We start from the raw sequence: 22,887 nt of genomic DNA on the forward strand, positions 1-22,887 counted from the left end.
CCATAGAACTTTTAATCGCTGGATTAGCCGAGTTCTGCGCTGAGCTGCGCGGCACGCGCGGCGGCGGCCTTGGCCCCGGCTTCGATAATCGCTGGAATCCCCTGCGCATCGAAGGTCAGAATCGCTTGCTCGGTGGTGCCCTTGGGGCTCGTAACCGCACGACGCATATCTGCCGGGTTGGCCTGCGGGTCAGCGAGCATCTTGCCGGCCCCGGCCACGGTGGCACGGGCCAGATCCATGGCGAGCTTCTCGTCGAGCCCCATGGCGATACCGGCGTTGGTCATCGCTTCGGCCAGGTAGAAGCCATAGGCCGGGCCGGAGCCCGAGATCGCCCCGAGCGCGTTTTGCTGCGACTCGTCGATCACGTGGACCTCCCCGGAACCGGCAAAGAGCTCGGCGACAAGGTTGATTTGCGTCTCGCTCACCGCCTGCCCTGCGCTCAAGCCGACGACTCCGGAACCAACCATCAGCGGCGTGTTCGGCATGGAACGGATCACCGGCTGTCCGTCGCGCAGCTGCCCCTGCATGGTGGCGAGGGTAATCGCCGCGGCCACCGAGACCACCACTGTCTGCGCAGGCAAGGCTTCGGAAATCTCGGCGCAGAGCGCGGTAATCCCTACCGGCTTCACCCCGAGGAAAACGATGTCCGCTTCGGCGGCGGCCTTCGAATTCGCTTCGGGATCTTCGTCGCCGATCAGCACGTTGATGCCCAGTTCGCGCAATTGCGCGGCACGGTTGTCGCTGCGCAGGGTTGCGGTAATTTTCTTCGGGTCATGTCCGGCGCCCAAGATACCGCGCAGGATCGCGCCGTTCATGGAGCCCGTGCCCAAAAATGCGAGTCGGAGATTATTCGTAGCTTCGCTCATACAGTTATTTTGTCACCCGTTCAGAGTCTTGATTAATTGACAGATGCTGGCGTGCAAATTCGAGCGTCTGGCCCAGCCATTCTTCTTTTTGCCCCGCCTGCTTGGCCTTGCGCGTTGATACTTCCACCGCGACCACGCCATCCCACTGGGAATCGCGCAAGAAATTCAGCGATTCAACGACCGGCTGCGTACCCAATCCGGGCACCAAATGCTCATCCTTGCCGTTATCCAACCCATCACACAGGTGGACGTGGGTCAACCTGTCCCCCAGGTCCTCAAACGCTTGGCGAGAGTTCATCGTTGCAATGGCCGCATGGGAAAAGTCCCAAGTGACATGGCGATAGTCCTCGGGGACCGGGTTCCAATGCGGGAGATACATCTTGGAGGATTCACGTCCGCGGCTGCGCCACGGGTACATGTTTTCAACCGCGATTTTCATGCCCGTGGAGTCGGTCAACCGGCGTACGCCCTCGACGAATCCTTCGGCATAGTTCCCCTGCCAACGAAACGGCGGGTGCGCAACAACCACGCTGGCTCCTACCGCTTTCGCCAGGATCACCGATCGCTCGATTTTTGCCCACGCCGAACCCCAGACCTGCTGGGTAAGCAGCAGGGTTGGCGCGTGTATCGCCATAATAGGCAATTGGTATTTGTCCATCAGGGCCATCAGCGCGGTGGCTGACTGACTGGCCTGGTTGCCGGTCACCAACACCTCAAGCCCGTCGTAGCCCACGTCCTTGGCTATCGCGAAGGCGTCATGTACGGTCAGCGGATAGACCGAGGCACTGGATAGTGTCACCGGTACCCGAGGTACACGCTGCTGGTCTTCCATATCCGACCCCTCCTCGTCGCGCCGCTGCATAGCGGCGCCTTTTCCAGTGAAGCGCTAGGCCGTAGGTTCGCCGAGACTTAAGGTCTTCAACGAGCCCAAGGCAACCTCTCCTACCCCCACGCTACTACTGAGCGGTGTCGAAGAGTCAAACATCACGTGATCAAAACGTCGCAGCATGAGACCTTCGCGTAACGCCCAAGGGCAGATGCGGACACTTTTGAGTTTTAATGCGCTCATCGCCTCATGAGCAACGATCGCACCGGCGAGCAGCTGCGGGGCGCGGATTTCCGAAACGCCCGGCAGTTCGGCGCGTTCGTCCCAGCTCATCGCGGTCAGCCGGTTGGTCCAGAGTTTCAGCGAATCGCGGTGCAGCACGCGTTTGACGTATGGCCCCTCCCCGCTGGGGGCGGATCCGGTGATCCGCGACAGCGACCGGAAGGTTTTCGAGGTGGCCGTGGCCAGCGTGGGCTTGCCGTATTGGCGCAGTTCGGTGGTCGGGTCGGTGAGCACATCACGCACGTAGTTGCGCAGCTCCCGGACTTCCTTGATCGAAGGCAAATCGTTGGGCAGCCATTCGCGGGTCAGCCTGCCGGCGCCCAGCGGCACGGAGAAGGCGACCTGGGGGAATTCGTCGGTGCCCACCGCAAGTTCGAGCGAACCACCGCCCATATCCAGGTTGAGGATCGATTCGGACGACCAGCCGAACCAGCGGCGCACCGAGTAGAAGGTCATTCCGGCTTCTTCTTCGCCGGAAAGCTCCATCAGGCTCACACCGGTTTCCCGGCTCACCCGTTCGAGCACCGCTACGCCATTGGAGGATTCCCGAATGGCAGAGGTGCAAAATCCCATGAAGTCTTCGACCCGATGGCTTTTGGCGAACTCGGCTGCCTCCTTGATGAAGGCGATGAGTTCTTGCTGCCCCTCTTCGGTGATGGCGCCATACTCGTTGAGGTAGCGCACCAGCGACAACGGTCGTTTATGCGAGGCATAAGAGACCGGTCGGGCGCCTGGGTAGGCGTCCACCAATAATAGGTGGACGGTATTCGAACCAATATCCAAAACGCCAAGTCTCATGGTGCGCTCCTCAACTCAGAGACGAAGTCTACTTCTCGCTCTTCTTGGCGGTGGTTTTCTTCGCCGTGGTCGCCTTCTTGGCCGGGGCCTTCTTGGCTGCGGGCTTCTTCGCGGGAGCCTTTTTCGCTGCCGTGCGCTTCACCGGGCCACGGGCGCGCTTATCCGCCAGCAGCTCAATGGCTTGCTCACGCGTCAGCTCCTCCAAGGAGGTTGTGCGCGGCACGGTGATGTTGGTGACGCCGTCGGTAATGTATGGGCCGAAGCGGCCATCCTTGACCACGATGTTCTTCTCGCTCGTCGGGTCCACCCCGAACTCGGCCAGCGGCGGCACCGCGGCGCGGCGGCCACGCTGCTTGGGCTGTGCGTAGATCGCCAGCGCCTCGTCGAGGGTGATGGTGAAGATCTGCTCTTCGCTGTCGATGGAACGCGAATCGCTGCCCTTCTTCAGATACGGACCGAAGCGGCCGTTCTGCACGGTGATCTCTTCGCCCTCGGCGTCGGCACCGAGCACCCGGGGCAGGCTCATCAGCTGCAGAGCCTCATCCAGGGTGACGGTTTCCACGGTCATGGTCTTGAACAGCGACGCGGTGCGTGGCTTGACCTTGACCGGCTTCTTCGGCGGCTTTGGCTTGCCGTTCTTGTAGTATTCCACCGGCTGCGCGGCGATTTCCTCTTCCGTGAGCTCCGGGATGATCTCGGTGACGTAGGCGCCGTAACGGCCGTCCTTGGCCACGATCTTGCGGCCGGTAGCCTCTTCGATGCCCAGCTCGCGTTCGGAGACCTGGGCGGTGGCGAACAGTTCCTCGGCCTTCGCCGCGGTCAGCTCGTCCGGAGCCAGTTCCTCGGGCACATTCGCGCGCTGCGGGTCGGTGCCTTCTTCGGCGCCTTCCGGGATGGCGCGTTCCAGGTATGGGCCGAACTTGCCCACGCGCAAGGTGATGTCATCGGTGATCTTGATGGAGTTGATCGCCCGAGCGTCGATGTCGCCGAGGTTGTCCACCACGTGCTTCAGGCCCTCCGGGCTGGTTTCGCCCTTGCCGCCGAAGTAGAACATGTTCAACCAGTCGGAGCGCGCACGGTTGCCCTGCGCGATTTCGTCCAGGTCGTCTTCCAAGCGTGCGGTGAAGTCGTAGTCCACGTACTTGGCGAAGTGCTCTTCGAGCAGGCGGATTACCGAGAACGCGATCCAGCTTGGCACCAGGGCGCCGCCGCGCTTGGTCACGTAGCCGCGATCCATGATGGTGGAGATGGTCGGCGCGTAGGTCGAGGGACGGCCAATCTCGCGCTTTTCCAGCTCGGCGACGATGGACGCTTCGGTATAGCGCGCCGGCGGGGTGGTTTCGTGGCCCAGTGCGGTCAGCTCATCCCCGGTCAGCCCCTGTCCCACGGCGAGCTGAGGCAGGCGTGCCTCGGCGTTCTCCGGCTTATCTGCCGCGTCGCTCTCGGAGTCCTTGCCTTCTTCGTAGGCCGAGAGGAAACCGCGGAAGGTGATGACGGTACCGGAGGCAGAGAATTCGGCAACGCGCTGATCGCTAGCGGTGCCCGCGAGCTTGATGGTGGCGGTGAATCCCTTGGCATCTGCCATCTGCGAGGCGACGGTGCGCTTCCAGATCAGCTCGTACAGGGTGAATTCATCCTTGGAGAGCTGGGAGCGGACGTCCTTTGGGCGGCGGAACATGTCACCGGCCGGACGAACTGCTTCGTGGGCTTCTTGAGCGGAGTCGGACTTGCCCTTGTACACGCGGGGGCTCTTGGGAATCGAATCCGAGCCATAAAGTTCGGTGGCTTGGGTGCGGGCGGCGCGGACGGCCTCATTCGACAGGAATACCGAGTCGGTACGCATGTAGGTGATGTAACCATTTTCGTACAGACGCTGCGCGATCTGCATGGTCAGCTTCGAGCTCCAGCGTAGCTTGCGGCTGGCTTCCTGCTGCAAGGTCGAAGTGGTGAAGGGCGCTGCCGGACGTCGGGTGTAGGGCTTGTCCTCCACGGAGGTGACGGCAAAGTCGCTGTTGGCCAAATTGCTGACCAATGATTCGGCGGCTTCCTGGTTCAGCTCCGCGACCGGGTTGCGGGTGGTCTTCAGCTGGCCGCGGTCATCGTAGTCGCGGCCCGAGGCGACGCGCTTGCCGTCCACCGAGGAGAGCTTGGCGGCGAAGGTTTCCCCAACGGTGGTGGCGAAGCTTCCCTTGACATCCCAGTACCCGGCGGAGACGAAAGCCATGCGCTCACGTTCGCGCTCAACCACCAGCCGGGTGGCGACCGACTGGACACGGCCGGCGGAGAGCCCGCGGGCAATCTTGCGCCACAGAACCGGAGAGATCTCGTAACCGTAGAGGCGATCCAGGACGCGGCGGGTTTCCTGCGCATCGACCAGATCGGTATCCAGCTCACGCATCGAGCCCAGGGCGCGCTCGATACCTTCCTTGGTGATTTCGGTGAAGGCAAGACGGCGTACCGGGACCTTGGGCTTAAGCACCTGGAGCAGGTGCCACGCGATGGCTTCGCCTTCGCGGTCCGCATCTGTTGCGAGGTAGAGTTCGTCGGCATCTTTGAGCTTGGCCTTCAGCTCCGAAACGCGCTTCTTCTTATCCGGGTACACCATGTAATAGGGTTCGAAGTCGTTATCGATGTCGACCGCAAATTTGCCCACGGAAGTTTTCTTGAGCTCGGTGGGAAGCTCGGAGGGCTGGGGAAGATCGCGGATGTGGCCCACCGAGGCGTCCACGTCGAAGCCCTCGCCCAGATATTTGGCGATTGACTTTACCTTGGCAGGAGACTCCACGATAACGAGTTTCTTGCCGGTCTTTTCCTTGGCCTTTGCGGGCACAGCTCTCCTTTTATACAACGCGGTTCCGAACGCTTCCCAGCGAGGTAACGCTCGGGCGGCAATCGCAGCACCATTCCTTGCGACCAGAATCAGTCGCAATTCCCGATGATCTTACACCGAAGAACTGCACAACTTTTCTCTAGCTCGCATCTCCACCCGGGTGCTGGTACTCGGGTAGTAGTGAGATTAAGTAGAACATACGCTTTGAGTCGATGTTGCGTTCTTCGGCCGTGGCCATTGCCTCATACTCGTAAACGAGGTCCAATAATCGCCGATTAAACTCCTTTTGCTTCGCTTCGGGAAGAAACACTAAACCACTGGTCAGCAAGGGTGGGCGGTCGGCATCCGGCTCGATTCCCGACTTGGCTTCCGCCTCGCGCCGCTCCACTTCGGCATTCAGCCTTGTGCGGAACGCGTTCAACTGCACGTTGAGGTAGGCCGTTTTCGCGTTCGTCGAATCGATCTGGGTGTTTAGCTCCAGCCTTTCGCCCGCGGCGCGCCACCGGCGTTCTCGCGCGTCGCCTTCGCTGGCCGCGCGCGCCACGTACCCGTATTTCTCCAGTGCGCGCAAGTGATAGCTCATGGCGCTGGGCGTCAATGAGCACATCGATGCCAGCTCCGTTGCGGTGCGCGTGGTTTGCGATGCGAAAAGCTCGTCGAGCACGATCAGCCGAGCATCATGGGCCAGCGCGCGGATCGCCTGCGGGTCGGTGATCGAGACCACTTGTGGGGGTTGATCTTCCGCGTCGGCGCGCTGCGCGCCGTCTTCCTCGACTGTGTTCCGTGTCATAACGAAAAAGTTTAGCCTTTGTTTCAGATTTTACGAAGCATTCCATGCCGCAGAAGGCGAGCAATAGCTTCATAAAGCCTTTCAGTGAAATTCTCCTCGCCCTCACCGATCAGTGAATCAAGGGCTACAACCAACTGCGCGACCGATAATTCACCATCGCAGGCCGACAGGAATCCGGCCTGCGCCGAGTCCAAAATTTCGGTCCGGCGGATCCCCGCGCCCTGGCGCAAGAGGATCACTCCTGGATGTTCGGCACCGGGGCGCTGATGGCGTTCCTCGGTGACATCTTCTGCGACTAGCAGGTGCCACTGCTTCCATTCTTCTCCGGCTTCGCGCAATGCATCTGCCATCAGAATGTCTCGCTCCAAGGCAGGAGCCAGCGGCTGTTCCACCTGGTGCGGTATCTGTTCGAAGAGACGGAAGGTTACCTCCGGTTGCGCGGGCCGGCGGAAATACACCATGCCGAAACCGACCGCACCGACCTGGCGGGATTCGAAGTCGTCGAGGTAGGCGTCATAGGCGGCCGCGTAGGCGGCGCTGTCCTCGCTTTGCGACGCATCGCGCAACCAGGTTTCGGCATAAACGCTCGGAGTGGCCTGTTCACGTTCAATCACCCAGACGTCCAAGTCATCGGCAAACCAATCGGAGACCCGCCGCGCCCATGGTTCATTGGATTCCTCATCTAGGCGAGGTATCTCCCAATTCGACAGCATCTGCATATGTGCACCGGGGTTCAGATGCTCGGGGGCCTGGGCAATCAGCGTGTTCACCAAGGAATCGCCGGCCATGCCACCATCACGGTAGGTGAAGCGGTCTTGCTCACGCTCGGACTTATTGCGCGGTGTGATCACGAATGGCGGATTGCTGGCGATCAAGTCGAATTTCTGGCCGGCCACCGGTTCGAACAGGCTGCCCTGCAATAGCGTAACCCGCTCTTCTAGCCGCTGCGGGTCCAGCTTCAAAGCTCGGTGGTTGAGCACCAGGTTAAACCGGGTGAACGCCAGTGCGCGGTCCGAAAGGTCCGTGGCGGTCACGTGCTTGGAGTGCGAGAGCAAATGGAATAGCTGTATTCCGCATCCCGTGCCGAGATCGAGGGCCCGTTCAGCGTCCGGACGGACGGTGACCTGCGCAAGCGTGCGCGAAGCATGGCCAATGCCTAAAACGTGGTCCGTGCGCAGAACCCCGGGACGCTGGTGCGAACCCAGGTCGTGAGCCACCCACAATTCACCATCTACATCCGAGCCATGCACCGCCAACGCCACCTTAGCCCGGTACCCCGAGGCCCATGGCTCAATCAACCCGAGCTTGAGCAGCCCGTCGGCACGCACCGTGGGGAATGCCGCGGCGATCGCCGCGACTGATTCCGCCTGTCCCAACTGGAACAGCCGAACGGCGCACGCCAGGGAACCGGCTTCGGGCTGCTTGTTCAGAACTCGAAGCGCCGGGTGGATCTGATCCCGACCATAAGCAGCCACCGCATCATCACCTAATAGCTCGGTGATGGCATCAAAGCCAAACTTCATTGTTGTCAAGTCGGCATGGAGCTTGTCCAGCAACGCGAGGTCGTAACTACTAGGGGCATCTTCAATGGCAGAAAATTCAGCGGCATTCACAGTTCCAAGTCTAACGAGTCCGCGGGTGTTACAAGACTGCGCAACAACTGCCCAACCGCCTTAGGATGTTCGGTATGCCAGTCGTGACCATCACCTATTTGCAGCAGCTTTCGAGTGCCGAAATGCGCCCGAGTGCCAGAAAACTTCCGCAGCATGCGAGGATCGAACGCGCCCAACAGATCTCGGCCGAGTTTTCCCGCTTCCTCTATCAAAGCGTGGGGAGCAAATTGAACTGGGCAGATCGGCTGGCTTCCAGCCGTGAACAATGGGATGCGACGCTGCGCCGTGCGGGCTCTGAAACCTATGTGCTCTACCAGGATGGGGTGCCGAAGGGGTACGCGGAACTGGTGACCGAGGTGACCGAGGCCCAGAGCGAGGTAGAGATCTACTACTTCGGGCTATTCCCCGAAGCCATCGGGCAGGGTCTCGGTGGTCTGTTGCTCAGCGAAGCCAATCGTCGGGCTTGGGATCTGCACACGCGCTTCGAAGATCTCCCGCCGGTGGGCCGGGTGTGGCTGCACACCTGCTCGTTGGATGGGGAAGCGGCCATCCCGAACTACCAAGCACGAGGCTTCAGCGTTTATGACACCACGGCCGAGGAAACCGAAGTAATCGATGCGTCACTCGACCTGTGGCCAAGTTCCTAAGCGCCGATTAAATGCCAGCGCGCCGCATGATCTCTAGATCATGCGGCGCGCTGGCTCTTGCCTAGGCTTCGATCGATACTTCGGTGCAGTCTGGGCACCGGCGCAATTCTTCATCCTTGGCGCAGTCTTCACAGAAGAGACGCAGGTTGCGGCATGTCGGGTTCGCGCAATTCTCGAACTTGTTCGTGGGCCCCTGGCAACCGACGCATTCGCCGATGGTCACCGCATCCTCGGAGAATTCGGTGTGCATGCGCTTGTCGAAGACATACAGGGAACCTTCCCACAGGCCCTTGTCACCGTACTGTTCGCCGTAGCGGACGATTCCGCCCTGCATCTGGTAAACCTCTTGGAAACCGCGCTTGACCATCAGCGCGGAGAGCACCTCGCAGCGAATACCACCGGTGCAGTAGGTGACGATCGGCTGATCTTTCAGGTGGTCGTACTTTCCCGAATCGAGTTCATCCATGAACTCGCGGGTGGTTTCCACCGCCGGAACGATCGCGTCCTTGAACTTGCCGATCTGGGCTTCGAACGCGTTTCGGCCATCGAAGAAGTGAATCTTCTCCCCAACCTTCTCCTTCGTTTCGACCAGTTCGTGGAGCTGCTCGGGACGCAGGTGGACCCCGCCGCCGACCACACCGTTCTCGTCGATCTCGATCTCGCCCGGGGCGCCGAACGTGACAATTTCGTCACGGACCTTGACGGATATACGCGGGAAGTCTTCGGCCGAGCCCACGGACCACTTAATATCCATCTTTGTGAATGGAGGGAACTCGCGGGTAGCCTTCACGTATTTCTTGACGGCAGAAATCTCGCCGCCAACGGTCCCGTTGATGCCGTCCTTGGAGATGATAATTCGACCGCGCAAGCCCCAGCGTTCCAGCAGCGAACGCTGCCACAAGCGGACGGCTTCCGGGTCGGGAAGCGGAGTAAATGCGTAATACAAAACGATGCGATGAATGGCCACCATATAAGGGTAGTAGCTTTTCGGCACAAATCGCCGCGCAAAAGAGCAAAGTCACATTCTCGGTCTCGACCATTGTCCGGGTATCAGCATTGACTATAGTTTCAAGTAAGCAACGATTAGCTCAACGTCAGCTAATTCCTAGGTGAGACAGGGTAGGGTCAAAACATGGCATCAAACGCAAGCGATGAACTGATTGGTACCTGGGTAGACGGCTGGGCAGGCGTCCGTGGATACGAGACCCGCCATGAGGGGCGAGTCCACGCGGCCCTCCGTCACGATACGACCGGGGACTGGGAATACGTTATTTATGAGCCTTCCAAGGAAGAGCTCGCAGCGGTCGCCGAGACGCTTAAAAAGCATCCAAAGCGCCGTCTCACCGCATTCGATGACTCGATCGAGGGACTGCTGCGCACCGCCAGCGAGGTTGGCCTTCAGGTGTCCGCAGACGATGAAGTCCTCATGGTCACCGAATTAGCCGTGCACGACGTCGAAGTACCTTTGCCCGCAGATGGCTTCGTCTTCCAGATCGAACGCGACGGCACCCATGCCTATGTTTCGCTGCATCCAGAAGACAATCAGGAGATCGTAGCCGCTTCCGGCCACGTCTCGGCAGTCGCCGGATTCGCGATCTTCGACCGCATCATTACCGGTACAGATTTCCGTCGTCAGGGTCTTGGAACTTTGATCATGCGCGCGCTTGCCTCACTGGCCCAAGAGCACGATGTGGACGAGGGCCTGCTCATCGCCTCCGTTGACGGCCAGCAGCTCTACGCTTCCTTGGGCTGGACCTCGCTAGGCAAGGTTGTCCTGTTCAAAGGCTAACCGCCACCATTTCTTCGCTGATCGCCGTCGGAATTATTTTCGACGGCGATAAGCTTTTAACTACCCACCGTTGCTCAGAGAGGCTCTAGACGTGAAGTCCGTGCGCGCGTTGCTGGATCCGTTCAATCGGCAAAACGATCCCGAAGCGGTCATCCATCGCAAGTCGGTGGCCGCGAAAGATGAGATCACCGCGCCATGGCCGACCTGGATCCACGACGCGGTCCGGCAAACCTTTGAGGAACTAGGCATTCAGCGGCCCTGGCTGCACCAGGTGCAAGCCGCGGAATCCGTTCATGCGGGAAACCACACGATCATTTCTACCGGCACGGCCTCCGGCAAATCTTTGGCATATCTCATGCCAAGTATTGACCTGCTCTACCGCACCCGAGAGACCGGCCCCAATGATGCCGAGGCCCAAGGGGCCGTCTTGTACATCTGCCCCACCAAGGCCTTGGCGGCAGACCAGTTGGCTTCGGTGCAGGCTTTGAAGGTGCCAGGCGTTCGGGCCTCTAGCTATGACGGCGACACCGACCAAGGAACCCGCAGCTGGGTCAGGCAACACGCGAACTTTGTCTTCACCAACCCGGATATGCTCCATCGTGGCATCCTGTCCAACCATCAGGCCTGGTCGCGTTTCTTCAAACGGTTGCGCTACGTGGTCATCGACGAGGCGCATTCATATCGCGGAGTTTTTGGTGCCCACGTCGCAAACTTGATGCGCCGGCTGCGGCGCATCTGCGCCCACTACGGAAACGACCCGGTCTTCATCGGCGCCTCGGCAACCAGCTCGGACCCGGAAGAATCCTTCTCGAGGCTCATCGGCGCCCCGGCGCAGGCTGTTACCCACGATTTCTCCGCTTCGGGGGAACTAGTCATCGGACTGTGGGAACCGCCCTTGACCGACCGGACTGGTGAAAATGGTGCCCCGCTACGTCGCACGGCGATCGCAGAGAGCGCCTCAATCCTTACCGACCTAATGGCGGACCATGTGCGCAGCATCGTGTTCATCAAATCCCGCCGCGGCGCAGAGACCATTGCGGCACTCACGCGCAAGCATTTGGAAAAGTTCGCTCCAGAACTCAGCGTCCGCTTGGCGGCCTATCGATCAGGATACCTGCCGGCCGAACGCCGCGAAGTTGAAAAACAATTGCGCTCCGGCCAATTATTGGGAGTGACCTCGACATCCGCATTGGAGCTTGGCATCGACATCGCCGGGTTGGACGCGGTGGTGGTCGCCGGATGGCCCGGAACGCGCGCTTCATTCTTCCAACAGATCGGCCGTGCCGGAAGAAGCGGACAAGATGCGCTTGCCATATTTGTCGCCGCCGAAGACCCGCTCGACACCTATCTGGTGCACCATCCCGAGGCAATATTTGAACTCGGAGTCGAAGCGACGGTCTTTGACCCGCATAATAAATACGTACTCAGCGGCCACCTGTGCGCAGCCGCCCAGGAACACCCGTTGCGGCCCGAAGAATTAGCTCTTTTTGGCCCGCAGACCGAAGAGTTGCTGGACTCCTTGGTGCAGCGCGGCTACTTGCGCCGTAGGCCGGCCGGATGGTTCTGGACCCATCCGCAACACGCCGCCTCGATGTTCTCCATTCGGGCAGACGGCGGTGGCCCGGTCGACATTATCGACGCCGAAACCGGAGCGCTGCTTGGAACCATGGATTCGCCGCAAACACATTATCAGGCACACCCCGGAGCCATTTACGTGCATCAAGGAGCCAGCTACCACGTTGAAGAACTCGACGAACAAAATCATGTGGTCGTGGTCAGTCGAGTCAATCCGGATTATTACACCAACGCCCGCGACCTGACAACGGTAGAGGTCCATTCCCAAGAGCGCAGTAGCAAACATCAGGAACTCGGTATATTTTTCGGCGAGGTCACCGTCACCACTCAGGTGGTCTCGTTCCAACGCAAATCGGTAGCCTCCAACGAGGTGCTCTCCGAGGAACCTCTGGAGCTGGAAGCTCGTGAACTCCATACAAAATCTGTGTGGTTCACGCTCACCGAACAGCGGCTACTGGGTGCCGGGCTCACCGTGGATCAGTTCCCGGGGGCATTGCATGCGGCCGAACATGCGATGATCGGGCTGCTTCCCCTGGTCGCGACCTCGGACCGCTGGGATATTGGCGGGGTGTCTACGGCCCTTCATATGGACACCGGCCACCCCTCCATCTTCGTTTATGACGCCCAGCCGGGGGGAGCCGGATTCGCCGAGCGTGGTTTCGAGCGTTTCCTAGATTGGGTGCGAGCTACCCGAGACGCCATCCAATCGTGCGAATGCGCCCACGGGTGCCCCAGCTGCGTGCAGTCACCGAAGTGCGGAAACCGCAATAACCCATTGGACAAAAGCGGTGCCATACTTCTGCTGAGCACCGTGCTGCAGGATATTGAGCCTGCCCATCATCGCTGATCTAAGGGCGGTGCACCGGCCCGGGCTCGCGCCGTAGCCGCGTGCAGCTTCACCTCAAGGGCGACGAAGGTCACCGGCACACTGACGGTTACACGCACAGAGGTTCCTCCGTCCTCCACGGCACATTGCTCAAGTTCGGCTTCGTTGGCCGCCGATACGCTTCGGGCGATCTCGCAGGGGTCCCCGGCGCGTAGACCTCTAGCGGTATCTGCGGCGGCTAGCGCCGCCAAATCGGCGGCAGCCGCCGCTCGCATCGATGCATGGGTCGCGGCCGTCCAAAGGAGCACCGCCGAGGCCAGGATCAGTGCCACCGCCACTAACGCGGTGGCCGTCACCGTTCCATTGCCGCGCTCGCCTCTTGCGCCGACTGGTAGTCTCATTCCAGCGCCACGCTCGCTTCGCCATGGACCTGTACGGGTCCCAGCAGTGGAATGCGCACAGACTTGCTGACATGAACTTCGGAGAATCCCCCACCCCGTGAAATCGCATATGTCGCGTCATCTCCGGCGAGCCTGACCCCGCTTGAATGCACTACCGAGCTTTCTTCTCCGCGTGCCAGTTCTCTGGCCATGGCAGCGGCAGCCTGCTGCACTTGGATCTGCTTCATACCCAACACTCCAAAGCACAACAGTAAGGATAAAAACACGGCAACAGCCGGTAGCAGCACCGCGAATTCCGCCGTGCTGCTACCTCTCTCATCGTTGAAGTTCATTGCCTACAGCGACAGGGCCTTGCTGATAAGTCCCATCAGCATGCCACGCACATCCCCACTGGACAGGATGCTGATCAGCAATCCGGCGAAGGCTACGGCGGCCAGAGTGACCATAGCGAATTCTGCGGTGGTTGAGCCCTCTTCGTCAGCAAGACGCTCGGAAATCATAGCTTCCATACGTTTCATGATTTTTCCTTTCGTTGTTTCCCAAATGCGAAATAATTTGGGCTGGTGCCTTCAGCTTGAGCCACCTGAACGTTTCACGGATTAGGTTCCTTTCAAGCTGGGGATTACTCGTTCAGAGCCCCGGCAACAAGGCAATAATCAGCGGCACCACGCCTAAGGCAATGAATGCTGGCAAGGCGCAGGCGCCCAAGGGAAGCACCAGCCTGGTACCGAATTGCGCGCCCAGCCTTGCGACTCTTTGGCTGCGTTCGCGACGTTGCAGCGCTGCCGCATTGCGCAGCAAGCTCGCCGCCGGGGCTCCGGTGACATGAGCGAAGCGCAAAGCCTTTTCAAGTGGCCGCAACCAATCCGGTGCCGAGTGCCAGGCTTTATCCCACTCCATGTTCATTTCCAAGCATCGTGCGACGGTGCAGAGCTGTGCGCCTTGCGGGACGCCGCGACCCAGCGTGTCCAAAATGTCTTTAATGGGCATCCCCGAATCCAACAAGCTTGCGCTGACATCCAGAATCAGCTCGACAGGCTGAATCTGGATGTCGACGGCCTTGGCTTGCGGACGCTTGATGCTCAGCGTTCTTTCGTGCCTCTCGTGGCTAGAAATAGCCAGCAAGACCGCGGCAACCGCACAGCACAACGCGAAGAACGTCATTGCAGCGCCTGCCGAGTGGTGGTGCGCAGCAGGTACCTGCACCACAGCCGATTGAGCAGCCACAACGCCATCCCGAGGACCACGCTTAGCTGCGCCGCCCACGAGGTGGCTAGGGCACCTGGCACGTCAATGCCTAGAAGAATCCCGGCGCCGAACCCAACCAGTGGCAGCCAGGTCAGCAACTTGGCCGTTGCCTTGGGGCCGGCCATGGCGGCGTCGAATGCTTGCGTTGCGACCAGGTCGGCTTCCAAATCATCGGCCAACCGTTCCAGCACCTCCGCAAGGCTTGCGCCGCTGCGCTCGGAAACCCGCAAGCACCAATGCATTCGATGCACCGACGAGGGATGCGCGCTGTTCGCCGTCGGTTCGGTTGGCGAAGGGCTCCTAGCACCCAGCCGGTGCGTGGCGCGTAATTGGTGAAGCGCCTGGTGCACCGGACACTGGCTGTGTTCGGCGGCCAGCAATGCATCAACGGCGGGGTAGAAAGTGAGTCCGCTGCGCACCAAGGCGGCAAGTTCGCGAATCGTGCGGGCATCTTCGGCCAACATATGCTTCGGCTCATCCGGCCGTCGCGTGGACCCGAAAATACCGTGCTTCTGCCAGGGACGAGCGCCCGTTTCGTTTTTAGCCGTGCCAGGGAACCAAAGCCAGAGTGCCACTGCGCTTAACAGGAGAATCAACATCGCCGTTCAGCCTTCGCTTTGGGCCATCTGCTCGGCGAGCGCCCTGATAGTTGCATGACCGAGTTTCTGTTCAAGAATCGGCAACGAAGCCCGGTCCAGGGGTGCGTGCCGATTGCTGTCGATCGCCGTGATCACGCTCATTTGCCCGTCTCCCGCGGAGTTCAGGATGCCTAGGGCCACCGGACCGCGTTGCCCCTGCTCTCCGCGCGCCATGTGAATAATAAGGTCAAGCGCGCTGGTCGCCTGCAGGGCTGTCGCTTGGAGGTTCCATCCGGCTAGCGCGCCGAGAGCTGCCAGGCGGGCGGGAACCGCTTCGGGGCTATTGGCGTGCAGAGTTCCGGCAGCACCTTGATGGCCGGTATTCATTGCGGCCAAGAAATCTCGGATCTCTGCCCCTCGGCACTCCCCGACGATCAACCGATCCGGTCGCATCCGAAGTGCTTGAACCACCAGATCGCGCAGTTCGATGTTGCCGGCCGCTTCAACATTAGCCGCACGGGTCTGCATGCCGACCACATGTTGGTGGGTGACGTGGAGCTCCTGGGAGTCTTCCACGACAATGATGCGTTGACCCTCGTGAGCCAGCGAGAGCATTGCCTGAAGCAGGGTGGTCTTGCCGCTGCCGGTGCCTCCGGTGACGAGAAAATTCAGTTCCCTTTCCATGATCTCTGCAAGCAACGGATGCCACCAGCACGCGGCGTGTTCCAGTACCCCGGCGAGGTCCAAGGGCTTGGTTTTCTTAACACGGATCGAGATCAGCGGCCCCTGCGTTGCAATCGGCGGGAGCACCGCGTGGACTCGGTAGTGTTTCAAGCTCATGTCCATAAATGGGCTTGCATCGTCTAATCTTCGTCCAGCTAGCGAGGCTAGGTGGACGGCCAGCCTGCGGACCTGTTCGGCCGACCCGAAGACGTATTCGGTGGGTTCCAATCCGCGAGGCGAGTCGGTCCACACCCTGCCCTGCCCGTCAACCAGGACATCGGTCACCTCGGGTTGTTGGGCGAATGGTTCGAGTACCGATAGTCCGGCGACTTCGTCTTGCAGTGCTTTTAATGATTCGGCGGCTCCCGAGGCGCCTAAGGCGGCCCCAGAATCCTGTACGGCCCCGGCGAGGGCTACCGCGTCGAGTTGCCCACCGGTGGCCATCGCCCGCTGACGCACCGATTCGAGGATGCGTTCATCGACTTCGCGACGCGTTGTGTGCCCCACACCTTGCGCACTGTGTTTGCCCGTGCTCATCTCTTGTTCCCCTCGGATTCTGGCAGGAGCCGCAGGTCCGCTAGCGCATGGCGGACTTTTCGAGAGCGCAGCGCGTCAAAGAGCACGCCGCGTTGTATCGCCCGGGAGATTTTCGGCAAGCTCGGAAAATGCCCTAGATACTGTCCCGTCGCAGTATTCGAATTTCGCAGGTTCCTTGGACCGCAGCGGATATGCGCTTCGACCGGTGGCTTGCCGGTATCTTCACAGGTCAAGACCTGCCGGTCAACGAATTGCTCAAGCACCGCACGCTGCGGGTGCACCGCGCGTCCGGTATCGACCACTAGCAGGTCGAAGCCTTGCCTGGCCGCCGCCAATAATCGCACCACCAGTTGTTCATCCAGCTCGCTGGGTGCGGCGCTGGGCGACCAAGTCAAAACCGCGGTGTCTCGCACCGTTGGCAAGGTATCCACCAGCTGGTGCGGTGCCAACGCGCCGCCGGAGCGGCACAGCTCTTCCCAGCCGATTCCCGTGGGCGGATCGAGCGTCACCCGCGGCCACAATCCGGTGGAATGGGGATCCAGATCGATCAGCAGGCTCTTCAATCCGCACAGCGTGCCCGCGTGGGCAACGAGCGCCGCCAAGGTACTGGTACCCAAGCCGCCGGCGAGGGAGCCTAGGGAAAGACAATGCGCCTGGCCTGCGCGCATTCCCCAAAGTCCGAGGTACTCCCCCAACCATTGCTGCGCCCTGGGCAAGATGGCCACTCTGGCACGCGGGATCTGGCTGGCCACCGACCACAGCTGCTGGTCGTCTTCTTCAAAGCCGAGGACAACGTCGCAGAGTCCGGGGAATGCCAGTGCTTCGCCCGCCATATCCGCGCCCCAGAGCACCGGGCCGTTCCCGGGAGCCGGCAGATCCTTAAGCTCGGCACATTGGTGTATGCGCATGGCCGCCCCCAGGGCGATGAGCGCACAGCTTTCGACAAGCCGCTCGTCGTTGCTGACCAGGGTGCAGGCTAGTTCGCCAGCGCCCCAGAGGCGCTCAGGGCCTACCGCGGCCGAGCTCGGCGCATCGTAGGCTTGTTCGGTTGCCACAAACCGCCCATCGCTCTTCACCGGCGGTGAGCCGGAGCTGGGAAAAGATAACCAATTCATAGTTGAACGGTGCCATCGTTTCGCTGCTGCCGAGCCGATGCTTGGCAAGCTGGGGATATTGTCCGTCTTCAATGCACAATAGAACAATGAGCATGCTTGCCTTTATCGCCGCTGACCCCGAAGGCTACGCCATCCTCGAACTTCGCCACGCACTAAGTGGCAAGCCAGTATTCCCGGGCCGCCCGGTGTCCAAAGCCCAGTTCCCGGCGGCTGTTCGCACTATTGAAGACGAACATGCCCCACGCTGGGTCATGCTGCGCACCGCGGACTGGATGCCCTCCTTGCTGGCAGCGGGAGTCTTCATTGCCAAGGCGCACGTGCTTTCGCTCACGCAGCGAATCCTGCACCGCAGCCCACTGAGCGCGCAGCAACTAGATGACATCGATCTGGAAAACCCGCACAGCCCAATGGCCCGGCCCAATCAAGACGCCTTATTCGAGACACCCGTCAATGGGGAAAGCCTGGACGAAGTCGTGGCCATGTTTGTGCGCCAACGCCAGGCTCTGCCCGAAGAGCCGGCAGCGCGCCGAAAGCTTGAATTGCTCATTCATGCCGAGTCGGTCGGTGCGCTCGTTGCCTGCGAAATGGAGCATGCCGGGCTTGCCTGGAACGAGGCAGATCACCGTGCGCTGCTGCGTGAGAAGCTTGGCCCTGCGGTCGGCGAAGGGGTGCGTCCGGCCAAACTCGCCCACCTCGCCGAGGCCCTCGGACAGGCCTTGCGGTGGCCCGGGCTGAACCCGGATTCCCCGCACGAACTCCTGCGTGCCCTGCACCGGGCAGGTTTTTCAGTCCAGTCGGTGCGGGCCTGGGAGCTGGAACAGCTCAAGGATCCGCTCATCGAGCAGGTCCTCGAATACAAGAAGCTTTCCCGGCTGGCCAGCACGCACGGGGACGCCTGGCTTGACCAATGGGTCAAGAACGGGCGGTTCCACCCGCATTACGTTTTGGGCACCGTCGCCTCCGGGCGCTGGGCCGCCAGCGGCGGCGGAGCCCTGCAGCTGCCCCATTCGATCCGCCAGGTGGTGCGCACCGCCGCAGGACGCACCTTCGTCATTGCCGACGGCCGGCAGCTCGAGCCACGTATTCTCGCCGCGATCTCCCAAGATCGTCGGCTCCAAGAGGCGGGCCAGCAAGATGACCTTTATCAGTGGCTCATCGATGCCAGGCTCGTCTCGGACCGCAACGAGGCTAAATTGGGAATGCTCTCGGTCATCTACGGCGGCGGTGGCGGCACCTCCGGTGCGGTGGGCGTGGCCTTGAAGAAAAACTTCCCGCAGGCCATGGCGTATGTGGATCAGGCTGCGAAAGCAGGCGAGCGCGGCGAAGGAGTTCAAAGCTGGCTAGGCCGCGGCTGCCCACCGGCAGATGAAGGTTGGGTGCAAGCCCAGCGAGCTACCCAAGATGAGGCCGGGCAACGAGCCGCCGATGCCGCGGCACGGTCGCGTGGCAGGTTCACCCGAAATTTCGTGGTGCAGTCAACCGCCGCCGAGTGGGCGTTGGTGTGGATGGGCCATGCCCGGCACCTGATTCGCCAGGCCGGATGGGCCCAGTCCTGCCAGCAGGTGTTTTTCGTTCACGACGAGGTCGTTTTCGAGTGCCCGGTAGAACTGGCCGATCGCCTCGGTGAGTTGGTGCGCCACGCGGCGCTGCTCGCCGGACGCACGCTCTTTGGCGAGCACAGCCCAAATTTTCCGGTCAGCGTCGCTATCTCGCAGAACTATTCCGAAGGCAAATAGCCGCTTACTTCAGCTTGATTTCGCGTTGCGCGTTCCAAGGTTTGTTCCAGCCCAACTCGGCAAATAAACGATCGATCACAATCGCGGTGAATCCCCAGATCAGGTGTCCCTCGTATTCGAAGGCCGGGGATTTGAAGCGTTGCGCACCGCGCTGCACCACCGCGGTCAGCCGGTTATGCGGATCGAGCAGGTGCGTTACCGGCGCCCGAAAGACATCCGAGCTTTCGCGCAGATCCGCCGCATAGACCCTGGATTCGGTGTGCCACCAGCCCACCACGGGGGTGACCAAGAAGCTAGAGACCGGAAGCTCGGTTTCGGTCAATTGGCCAAGTACTTCAATCCCTGAAATATCAACCCCGGTTTCTTCCCACGCCTCACGCAGTGCCGCAGCGCTCGCCGAACCATCGTCGGGGTCTATCCCGCCGCCGGGGAAGGCGATCTGCCCGGCATGTTTGCGCAGCGTGGAGGCGCGCTCCACAAAAAGCAGGTCTAGCTCCTCGGGCTTGGCCGCCTCGTGCACGCCCCGCCCGGTGGCCGACCCGAATAAGATGAGCACCGCCGCCTTGCGCACGCTGTTGGCGTCCATCTGGTTAAAAACCCAGTGTTTCGGAAGTTTTACCGTAGAGCCCATTTTTTGGGCATGCGTGGCGATGACTTTTTCCAGCTCGGCACGTGCACTCATGCGTCCAGTCCGTATCCTTCGGCACGCAGTTCCCGGCGGGTGGACCCCTCGAGCATTTTCTGCAGCAATTCTTCGCGTCCCGGAGCGAGCTCATACTTCAGCAATTTCTGTGCCTTCGCCGGAATCTCCTCGCCAATCCCGGAGGACGGGCAGAGCTTTGCCAAGACGCAGGCGCCACAGGCCGGCTTGCGGGCATGGCAGACTCGGCGCCCGTGAAAGACCACGCGATGGCTGAGCATGGTCCAGTCGCGCTTTTCGAATAATTCGCCCACGGCGTGCTCAACTTTAACCGGGTCGGTTTCCGCGGTCCAGCCAAAGCGGTTGGCGAGCCGGCCGAAGTGCGTGTCCACGGTGATGCCCGGGACGCCGAAGGCGTTTCCCAACACCACATTCGCGGTCTTCCGCCCCACCCCGGCAAGTTTAACCAGATCTTCGAGCCGTGCAGGGACCTGGCCGCCGTGGCGTTCCACCAGCGCTGCCGAAAGCCCCAGCAGGGAATCTGTCTTGGCGCGGAAAAATCCGGTGGGCCGGATCAGTTCTTCAAGTGCCCCGCGTTCGGCCTGGCTCATCGCCAGCGCGTCGGGATACCTTGCGAAGAGCCGTGGGGTGATCGAATTGACTCGGACGTCGGTGGTTTGCGCGGAGAGCACCGTTGCCACCAGCAGCTCGAAGGGATTCTCGAAATCCAATTCGGCCACCGCATAGGGGTATGCCTCGGCCAACAGGCGGTGCATCTTCCGTGCCCGCCGTTTGAGTCCGATCTCTGATTCAACTTTCACTTTTGCTGCCACGAGATGATCGTGTCATGAGCCGGGAAAAATATCACTGTTTGCCTGCATTTCACCGCGTCGAAATGACCGCTCGGCGCACAAAATGCCCGTTACTGGCCCCGTCAGTGACACAAACCACAGGCTCGGCGTTCGAGCGTGTAACTTTGATCACAGAGTAATTTTTGTTTAACCGAAAGGACGCGATCACCGGTGAGTGACTCCAAGACCCTGGACAACCTATCGCATGAGACTCGTGCGTTTGCCCCTAGCAAAGACTTCAGCGACCAAGCCATCGGCTCGGCGAGCCAGTACGCGGCAGCAAGCGAAGACCGGTTGGGCTACTGGGCGCAACAGGCACGGAGCGTGTTGACTTGGGACACCGATTTCACCGAGACCTTGGATTGGTCCGAAGCACCGGTGGCCAAGTGGTTCGTCGGCGGCAAACTCAACGCGGCCTATAACGCATTGGACCGCCACGTGGAGAACGGCCTGGGCGAACGGGTTGCCATTCATTTCGAAGGCGAGCCGGGAGACACCCGCAGCTACACCTACGCGCAGCTGACCGAAGAGGTGAAGAAGGCGGCCAACGCCTTCGAATCCTTGGGCGTCGCCAAGGGCGACCGGGTGGCCGTCTACCTGCCGATGATCCCCGAAGCGGTGATCACCATGCTCGCCTGCGCGCGCATCGGCGCGATCCATTCGGTGGTCTTCGGCGGTTTCTCCGCCGACGCGCTGCGCTCCCGCATCGATGACGCGGACGCCAAGCTCGTGGTCACCGCGGACGGCACCTGGCGCCGCGGAAAGCCGTCGCCGCTGAAGCCTGCGGTGGACGCCGCCCTTGAAAAGCCCTGCCACACCGTGGAAAACGTGCTGGTGGTCAAGCGCAACGGCGAGCCGACCGAATTCGGTGCACTGGACATGTGGTGGGATGACGTAGTCGGCACCGCCGCCACCGAGCACACCGCGGTAGCCCACGATTCCGAGCACCCGCTGTTCGTGCTCTACACCTCGGGCACCACCGGCAAGCCGAAGGGCATCGTGCACACCACCGGCGGCTTCCTGGCCCAGGGCGCGGTCACCCACCGCGACACCTTCGACCTGCACCCGGAAACCGATGTGTACTGGTGCACCGCGGATATCGGCTGGGTCACCGGGCATTCCTACGTCACCTACGCCCCGCTGATCAACGGCGCCACCCAGGTGATGTACGAAGGCACCCCGGACACCCCGCATCAGGGTCGCTGGTGGGAACTGATCGAGAAGTACAAGGTCTCCATCCTCTACACCGCGCCGACCGCGATCCGCACCTTCATGAAATGGGGACGCGAGATCCCCGACGGCTACGACCTCTCCAGCCTGCGCGTGCTCGGCTCGGTCGGCGAACCGATCAACCCGGAAGCCTGGATGTGGTACCGCGATGTCATCGGCACCAACAACGGCAAGAACGGCGAGCGCAAGGAGCACCCAACCCCGATCGTGGACACCTGGTGGCAGACCGAAACCGGGGCGCATATGATCACCCCGATGCCTGGGGTGACCGCCACCAAGCCGGGCTCGGCGCAGGTCGCCGTGCCGGGGATCAGCATCGACGTGGTCGACGAGGCCGGCGTTTCGGTGGCCGACGGCGAGGGCGGCTTCCTGGTCATCCGCGACCCGTGGCCAGCCATGCTGCGCGGCATCTGGGGCGACATGGAGCGCTACAAGGAGACCTACTGGTCCCGCTTCGAGGGCATGTACTTCGCCGGCGACGGCGCCAAGAAAGACGAGGACGGCGACATCTGGCTGCTGGGCCGGGTGGATGACGTGATGAACGTGTCCGGGCACCGGCTGTCCACCACCGAGATCGAGTCTTCGCTGGTCGCCCACCCGTACGTGGCCGAGGCCGCGGTGGTCGGCGCCAAGGACGAGACCACCGGCGAGGCGGTTGTCGCGTTCGTGATCCTGCAGACCGAACCGCCCGAAGGCGAGGATGTGGTCGCCACGCTGCGCGCCCACGTGGGCAAGGACATCGGCCCGATCGCCAAGCCGCGCCACATCCTGGTGGTCCCCGAGCTGCCCAAGACCCGCTCGGGCAAGATCATGCGCCGCCTGCTCAAGGACGTGGCCGAGGGCCGCGAGGTCGGAGACGCGACCACGCTGTCCGACGCGACCGTGATGACGCAGATCGCGCAGTCGATGAAGAAGTAGCGAGCTCCGGCCCCCAGGCCGGGATCCACGGGCCGCCGCCTGCGCCACCGCCAACCGGTTCAACCGGC

21 protein-coding genes are annotated in these 22,887 nt (G+C 61.4%); 5 read left to right on the forward strand and 16 right to left on the reverse strand.

Going from position 1 to position 22,887, the window contains the following annotated elements; genetic code table 11:
- Positions 1 to 23: 23 nt before the first annotated feature.
- From proC to CQ015_RS10310, 6 genes are all read right to left on the reverse strand, one after another.
- Entirely contained in the window at positions 24 to 866 is an 843-nt protein-coding gene (proC, locus tag CQ015_RS10285; protein WP_096283391.1) for a pyrroline-5-carboxylate reductase, read from the reverse strand.
- Positions 867 to 870: 4 nt separating this feature from the next.
- Complete coding sequence (locus tag CQ015_RS10290) at positions 871 to 1,728, reverse strand: sugar phosphate isomerase/epimerase (RefSeq protein WP_255248328.1); 858 nt, start codon at positions 1,726 to 1,728, stop codon at positions 871 to 873.
- Between the two features lie 24 nt (positions 1,729 to 1,752).
- Positions 1,753 to 2,772, reverse strand: a complete 1,020-nt coding sequence (locus CQ015_RS10295) for a Ppx/GppA phosphatase family protein (protein ID WP_096283389.1) — start codon at positions 2,770 to 2,772, stop codon at positions 1,753 to 1,755.
- Between the two features lie 28 nt (positions 2,773 to 2,800).
- Positions 2,801 to 5,602: a type I DNA topoisomerase gene (topA, locus tag CQ015_RS10300; RefSeq protein WP_096283387.1), complete on the reverse strand. Its 2,802-nt coding sequence runs from the start codon at positions 5,600 to 5,602 to the stop codon at positions 2,801 to 2,803.
- Positions 5,603 to 5,741: 139 nt separating this feature from the next.
- On the reverse strand, positions 5,742 to 6,392 hold the full coding sequence (locus tag CQ015_RS10305) for a helix-turn-helix transcriptional regulator (RefSeq protein ID WP_105650052.1): 651 nt from the start codon (positions 6,390 to 6,392) through the stop codon (positions 5,742 to 5,744).
- A 23-nt stretch (positions 6,393 to 6,415) separates the two neighbouring features.
- Positions 6,416 to 8,005 (reverse strand): methyltransferase, encoded by a 1,590-nt coding sequence (locus tag CQ015_RS10310; RefSeq protein ID WP_105650053.1) that lies wholly within the window; start codon positions 8,003 to 8,005, stop codon positions 6,416 to 6,418.
- 74 nt (positions 8,006 to 8,079) lie between these two features.
- Here CQ015_RS10310 and CQ015_RS10315 point away from each other — a divergent pair, with 74 nt between their 5' ends.
- Positions 8,080 to 8,652, forward strand: coding sequence for a GNAT family N-acetyltransferase (locus CQ015_RS10315; protein ID WP_096283382.1), 573 nt, complete (start codon positions 8,080 to 8,082; stop codon positions 8,650 to 8,652).
- Between the two features lie 61 nt (positions 8,653 to 8,713).
- Here CQ015_RS10315 and CQ015_RS10320 read toward each other — a convergent pair whose 3' ends face one another.
- Positions 8,714 to 9,619, reverse strand: a complete 906-nt coding sequence (locus CQ015_RS10320; RefSeq protein ID WP_105650109.1) for a rhodanese-related sulfurtransferase — start codon at positions 9,617 to 9,619, stop codon at positions 8,714 to 8,716.
- 165 nt (positions 9,620 to 9,784) lie between these two features.
- Between CQ015_RS10320 and CQ015_RS10325 the strand changes: the two genes are divergently transcribed.
- The gene (locus CQ015_RS10325) at positions 9,785 to 10,441 is read left to right on the forward strand and encodes a GNAT family N-acetyltransferase (RefSeq protein WP_096283380.1); all 657 of its coding nucleotides are present in this window, start codon (positions 9,785 to 9,787) and stop codon (positions 10,439 to 10,441) included.
- Positions 10,442 to 10,532: 91 nt separating this feature from the next.
- Positions 10,533 to 12,863, forward strand: coding sequence for a DEAD/DEAH box helicase (locus CQ015_RS10330; RefSeq protein WP_105650054.1), 2,331 nt, complete (start codon positions 10,533 to 10,535; stop codon positions 12,861 to 12,863).
- Here CQ015_RS10330 and CQ015_RS10335 read toward each other — a convergent pair.
- From CQ015_RS10335 to CQ015_RS10365, 7 genes are all read right to left on the reverse strand, one after another.
- Complete coding sequence (locus tag CQ015_RS10335) at positions 12,854 to 13,243, reverse strand: Rv3654c family TadE-like protein (RefSeq protein WP_105650055.1); 390 nt, start codon at positions 13,241 to 13,243, stop codon at positions 12,854 to 12,856. The two genes, CQ015_RS10330 and CQ015_RS10335, sit on opposite strands and share 10 nt — an antisense overlap.
- Positions 13,240 to 13,575 carry a TadE family type IV pilus minor pilin gene (locus CQ015_RS10340; RefSeq protein ID WP_146114046.1) on the reverse strand — a complete coding sequence of 112 codons (336 nt, stop codon included), beginning with the start codon at positions 13,573 to 13,575 and terminating at the stop codon, positions 13,240 to 13,242. The genes CQ015_RS10335 and CQ015_RS10340 overlap by 4 nt, the downstream gene beginning before the upstream one ends.
- A gap of 3 nt (positions 13,576 to 13,578) precedes the next feature.
- Complete coding sequence (locus CQ015_RS10345; RefSeq protein ID WP_105553233.1) at positions 13,579 to 13,761, reverse strand: DUF4244 domain-containing protein; 183 nt, start codon at positions 13,759 to 13,761, stop codon at positions 13,579 to 13,581.
- Positions 13,762 to 13,873: 112 nt separating this feature from the next.
- A complete protein-coding gene (locus CQ015_RS10350) occupies positions 13,874 to 14,407 on the reverse strand; it encodes a type II secretion system F family protein (RefSeq protein WP_105553234.1) in 534 nt (177 codons plus the stop codon).
- Complete coding sequence (locus tag CQ015_RS10355) at positions 14,404 to 14,955, reverse strand: type II secretion system F family protein (protein WP_181150393.1); 552 nt, start codon at positions 14,953 to 14,955, stop codon at positions 14,404 to 14,406. The genes CQ015_RS10350 and CQ015_RS10355 overlap by 4 nt, the downstream gene beginning before the upstream one ends.
- A gap of 141 nt (positions 14,956 to 15,096) precedes the next feature.
- Complete coding sequence (locus CQ015_RS10360; RefSeq protein ID WP_105650058.1) at positions 15,097 to 16,329, reverse strand: TadA family conjugal transfer-associated ATPase; 1,233 nt, start codon at positions 16,327 to 16,329, stop codon at positions 15,097 to 15,099.
- Entirely contained in the window at positions 16,326 to 17,444 is a 1,119-nt protein-coding gene (locus CQ015_RS10365) for a hypothetical protein (RefSeq protein ID WP_146115282.1), read from the reverse strand. Before CQ015_RS10365 ends, CQ015_RS10360 begins: the two co-directional genes overlap by 4 nt.
- An 86-nt stretch (positions 17,445 to 17,530) precedes the next feature.
- Here CQ015_RS10365 and CQ015_RS10370 point away from each other — a divergent pair, with 86 nt between their 5' ends.
- The gene (locus tag CQ015_RS10370; RefSeq protein WP_181150394.1) at positions 17,531 to 19,180 is read left to right on the forward strand and encodes a bifunctional 3'-5' exonuclease/DNA polymerase; all 1,650 of its coding nucleotides are present in this window, start codon (positions 17,531 to 17,533) and stop codon (positions 19,178 to 19,180) included.
- 4 nt (positions 19,181 to 19,184) lie between these two features.
- Here the strand turns inward: CQ015_RS10370 and CQ015_RS10375 are convergent, their stop codons facing one another.
- Both CQ015_RS10375 and nth read right to left on the reverse strand, forming a co-directional pair.
- The gene (locus CQ015_RS10375; protein WP_096283360.1) at positions 19,185 to 19,862 is read right to left on the reverse strand and encodes a CoA pyrophosphatase; all 678 of its coding nucleotides are present in this window, start codon (positions 19,860 to 19,862) and stop codon (positions 19,185 to 19,187) included.
- A complete protein-coding gene (nth, locus tag CQ015_RS10380; protein WP_258138269.1) occupies positions 19,859 to 20,653 on the reverse strand; it encodes an endonuclease III in 795 nt (264 codons plus the stop codon). Before nth ends, CQ015_RS10375 begins: the two co-directional genes overlap by 4 nt.
- A gap of 189 nt (positions 20,654 to 20,842) precedes the next feature.
- Between nth and acs the strand changes: the two genes are divergently transcribed.
- Positions 20,843 to 22,819 (forward strand): acetate--CoA ligase, encoded by a 1,977-nt coding sequence (gene acs / locus CQ015_RS10385; RefSeq protein WP_105650061.1) that lies wholly within the window; start codon positions 20,843 to 20,845, stop codon positions 22,817 to 22,819.
- The last annotated feature ends 68 nt before the right edge of the window (positions 22,820 to 22,887 follow it).

The sequence above is a fragment of the Arthrobacter sp. MYb221 genome (assembly GCF_002979835.1).
Classification (GTDB): domain Bacteria; phylum Actinomycetota; class Actinomycetes; order Actinomycetales; family Micrococcaceae; genus Glutamicibacter.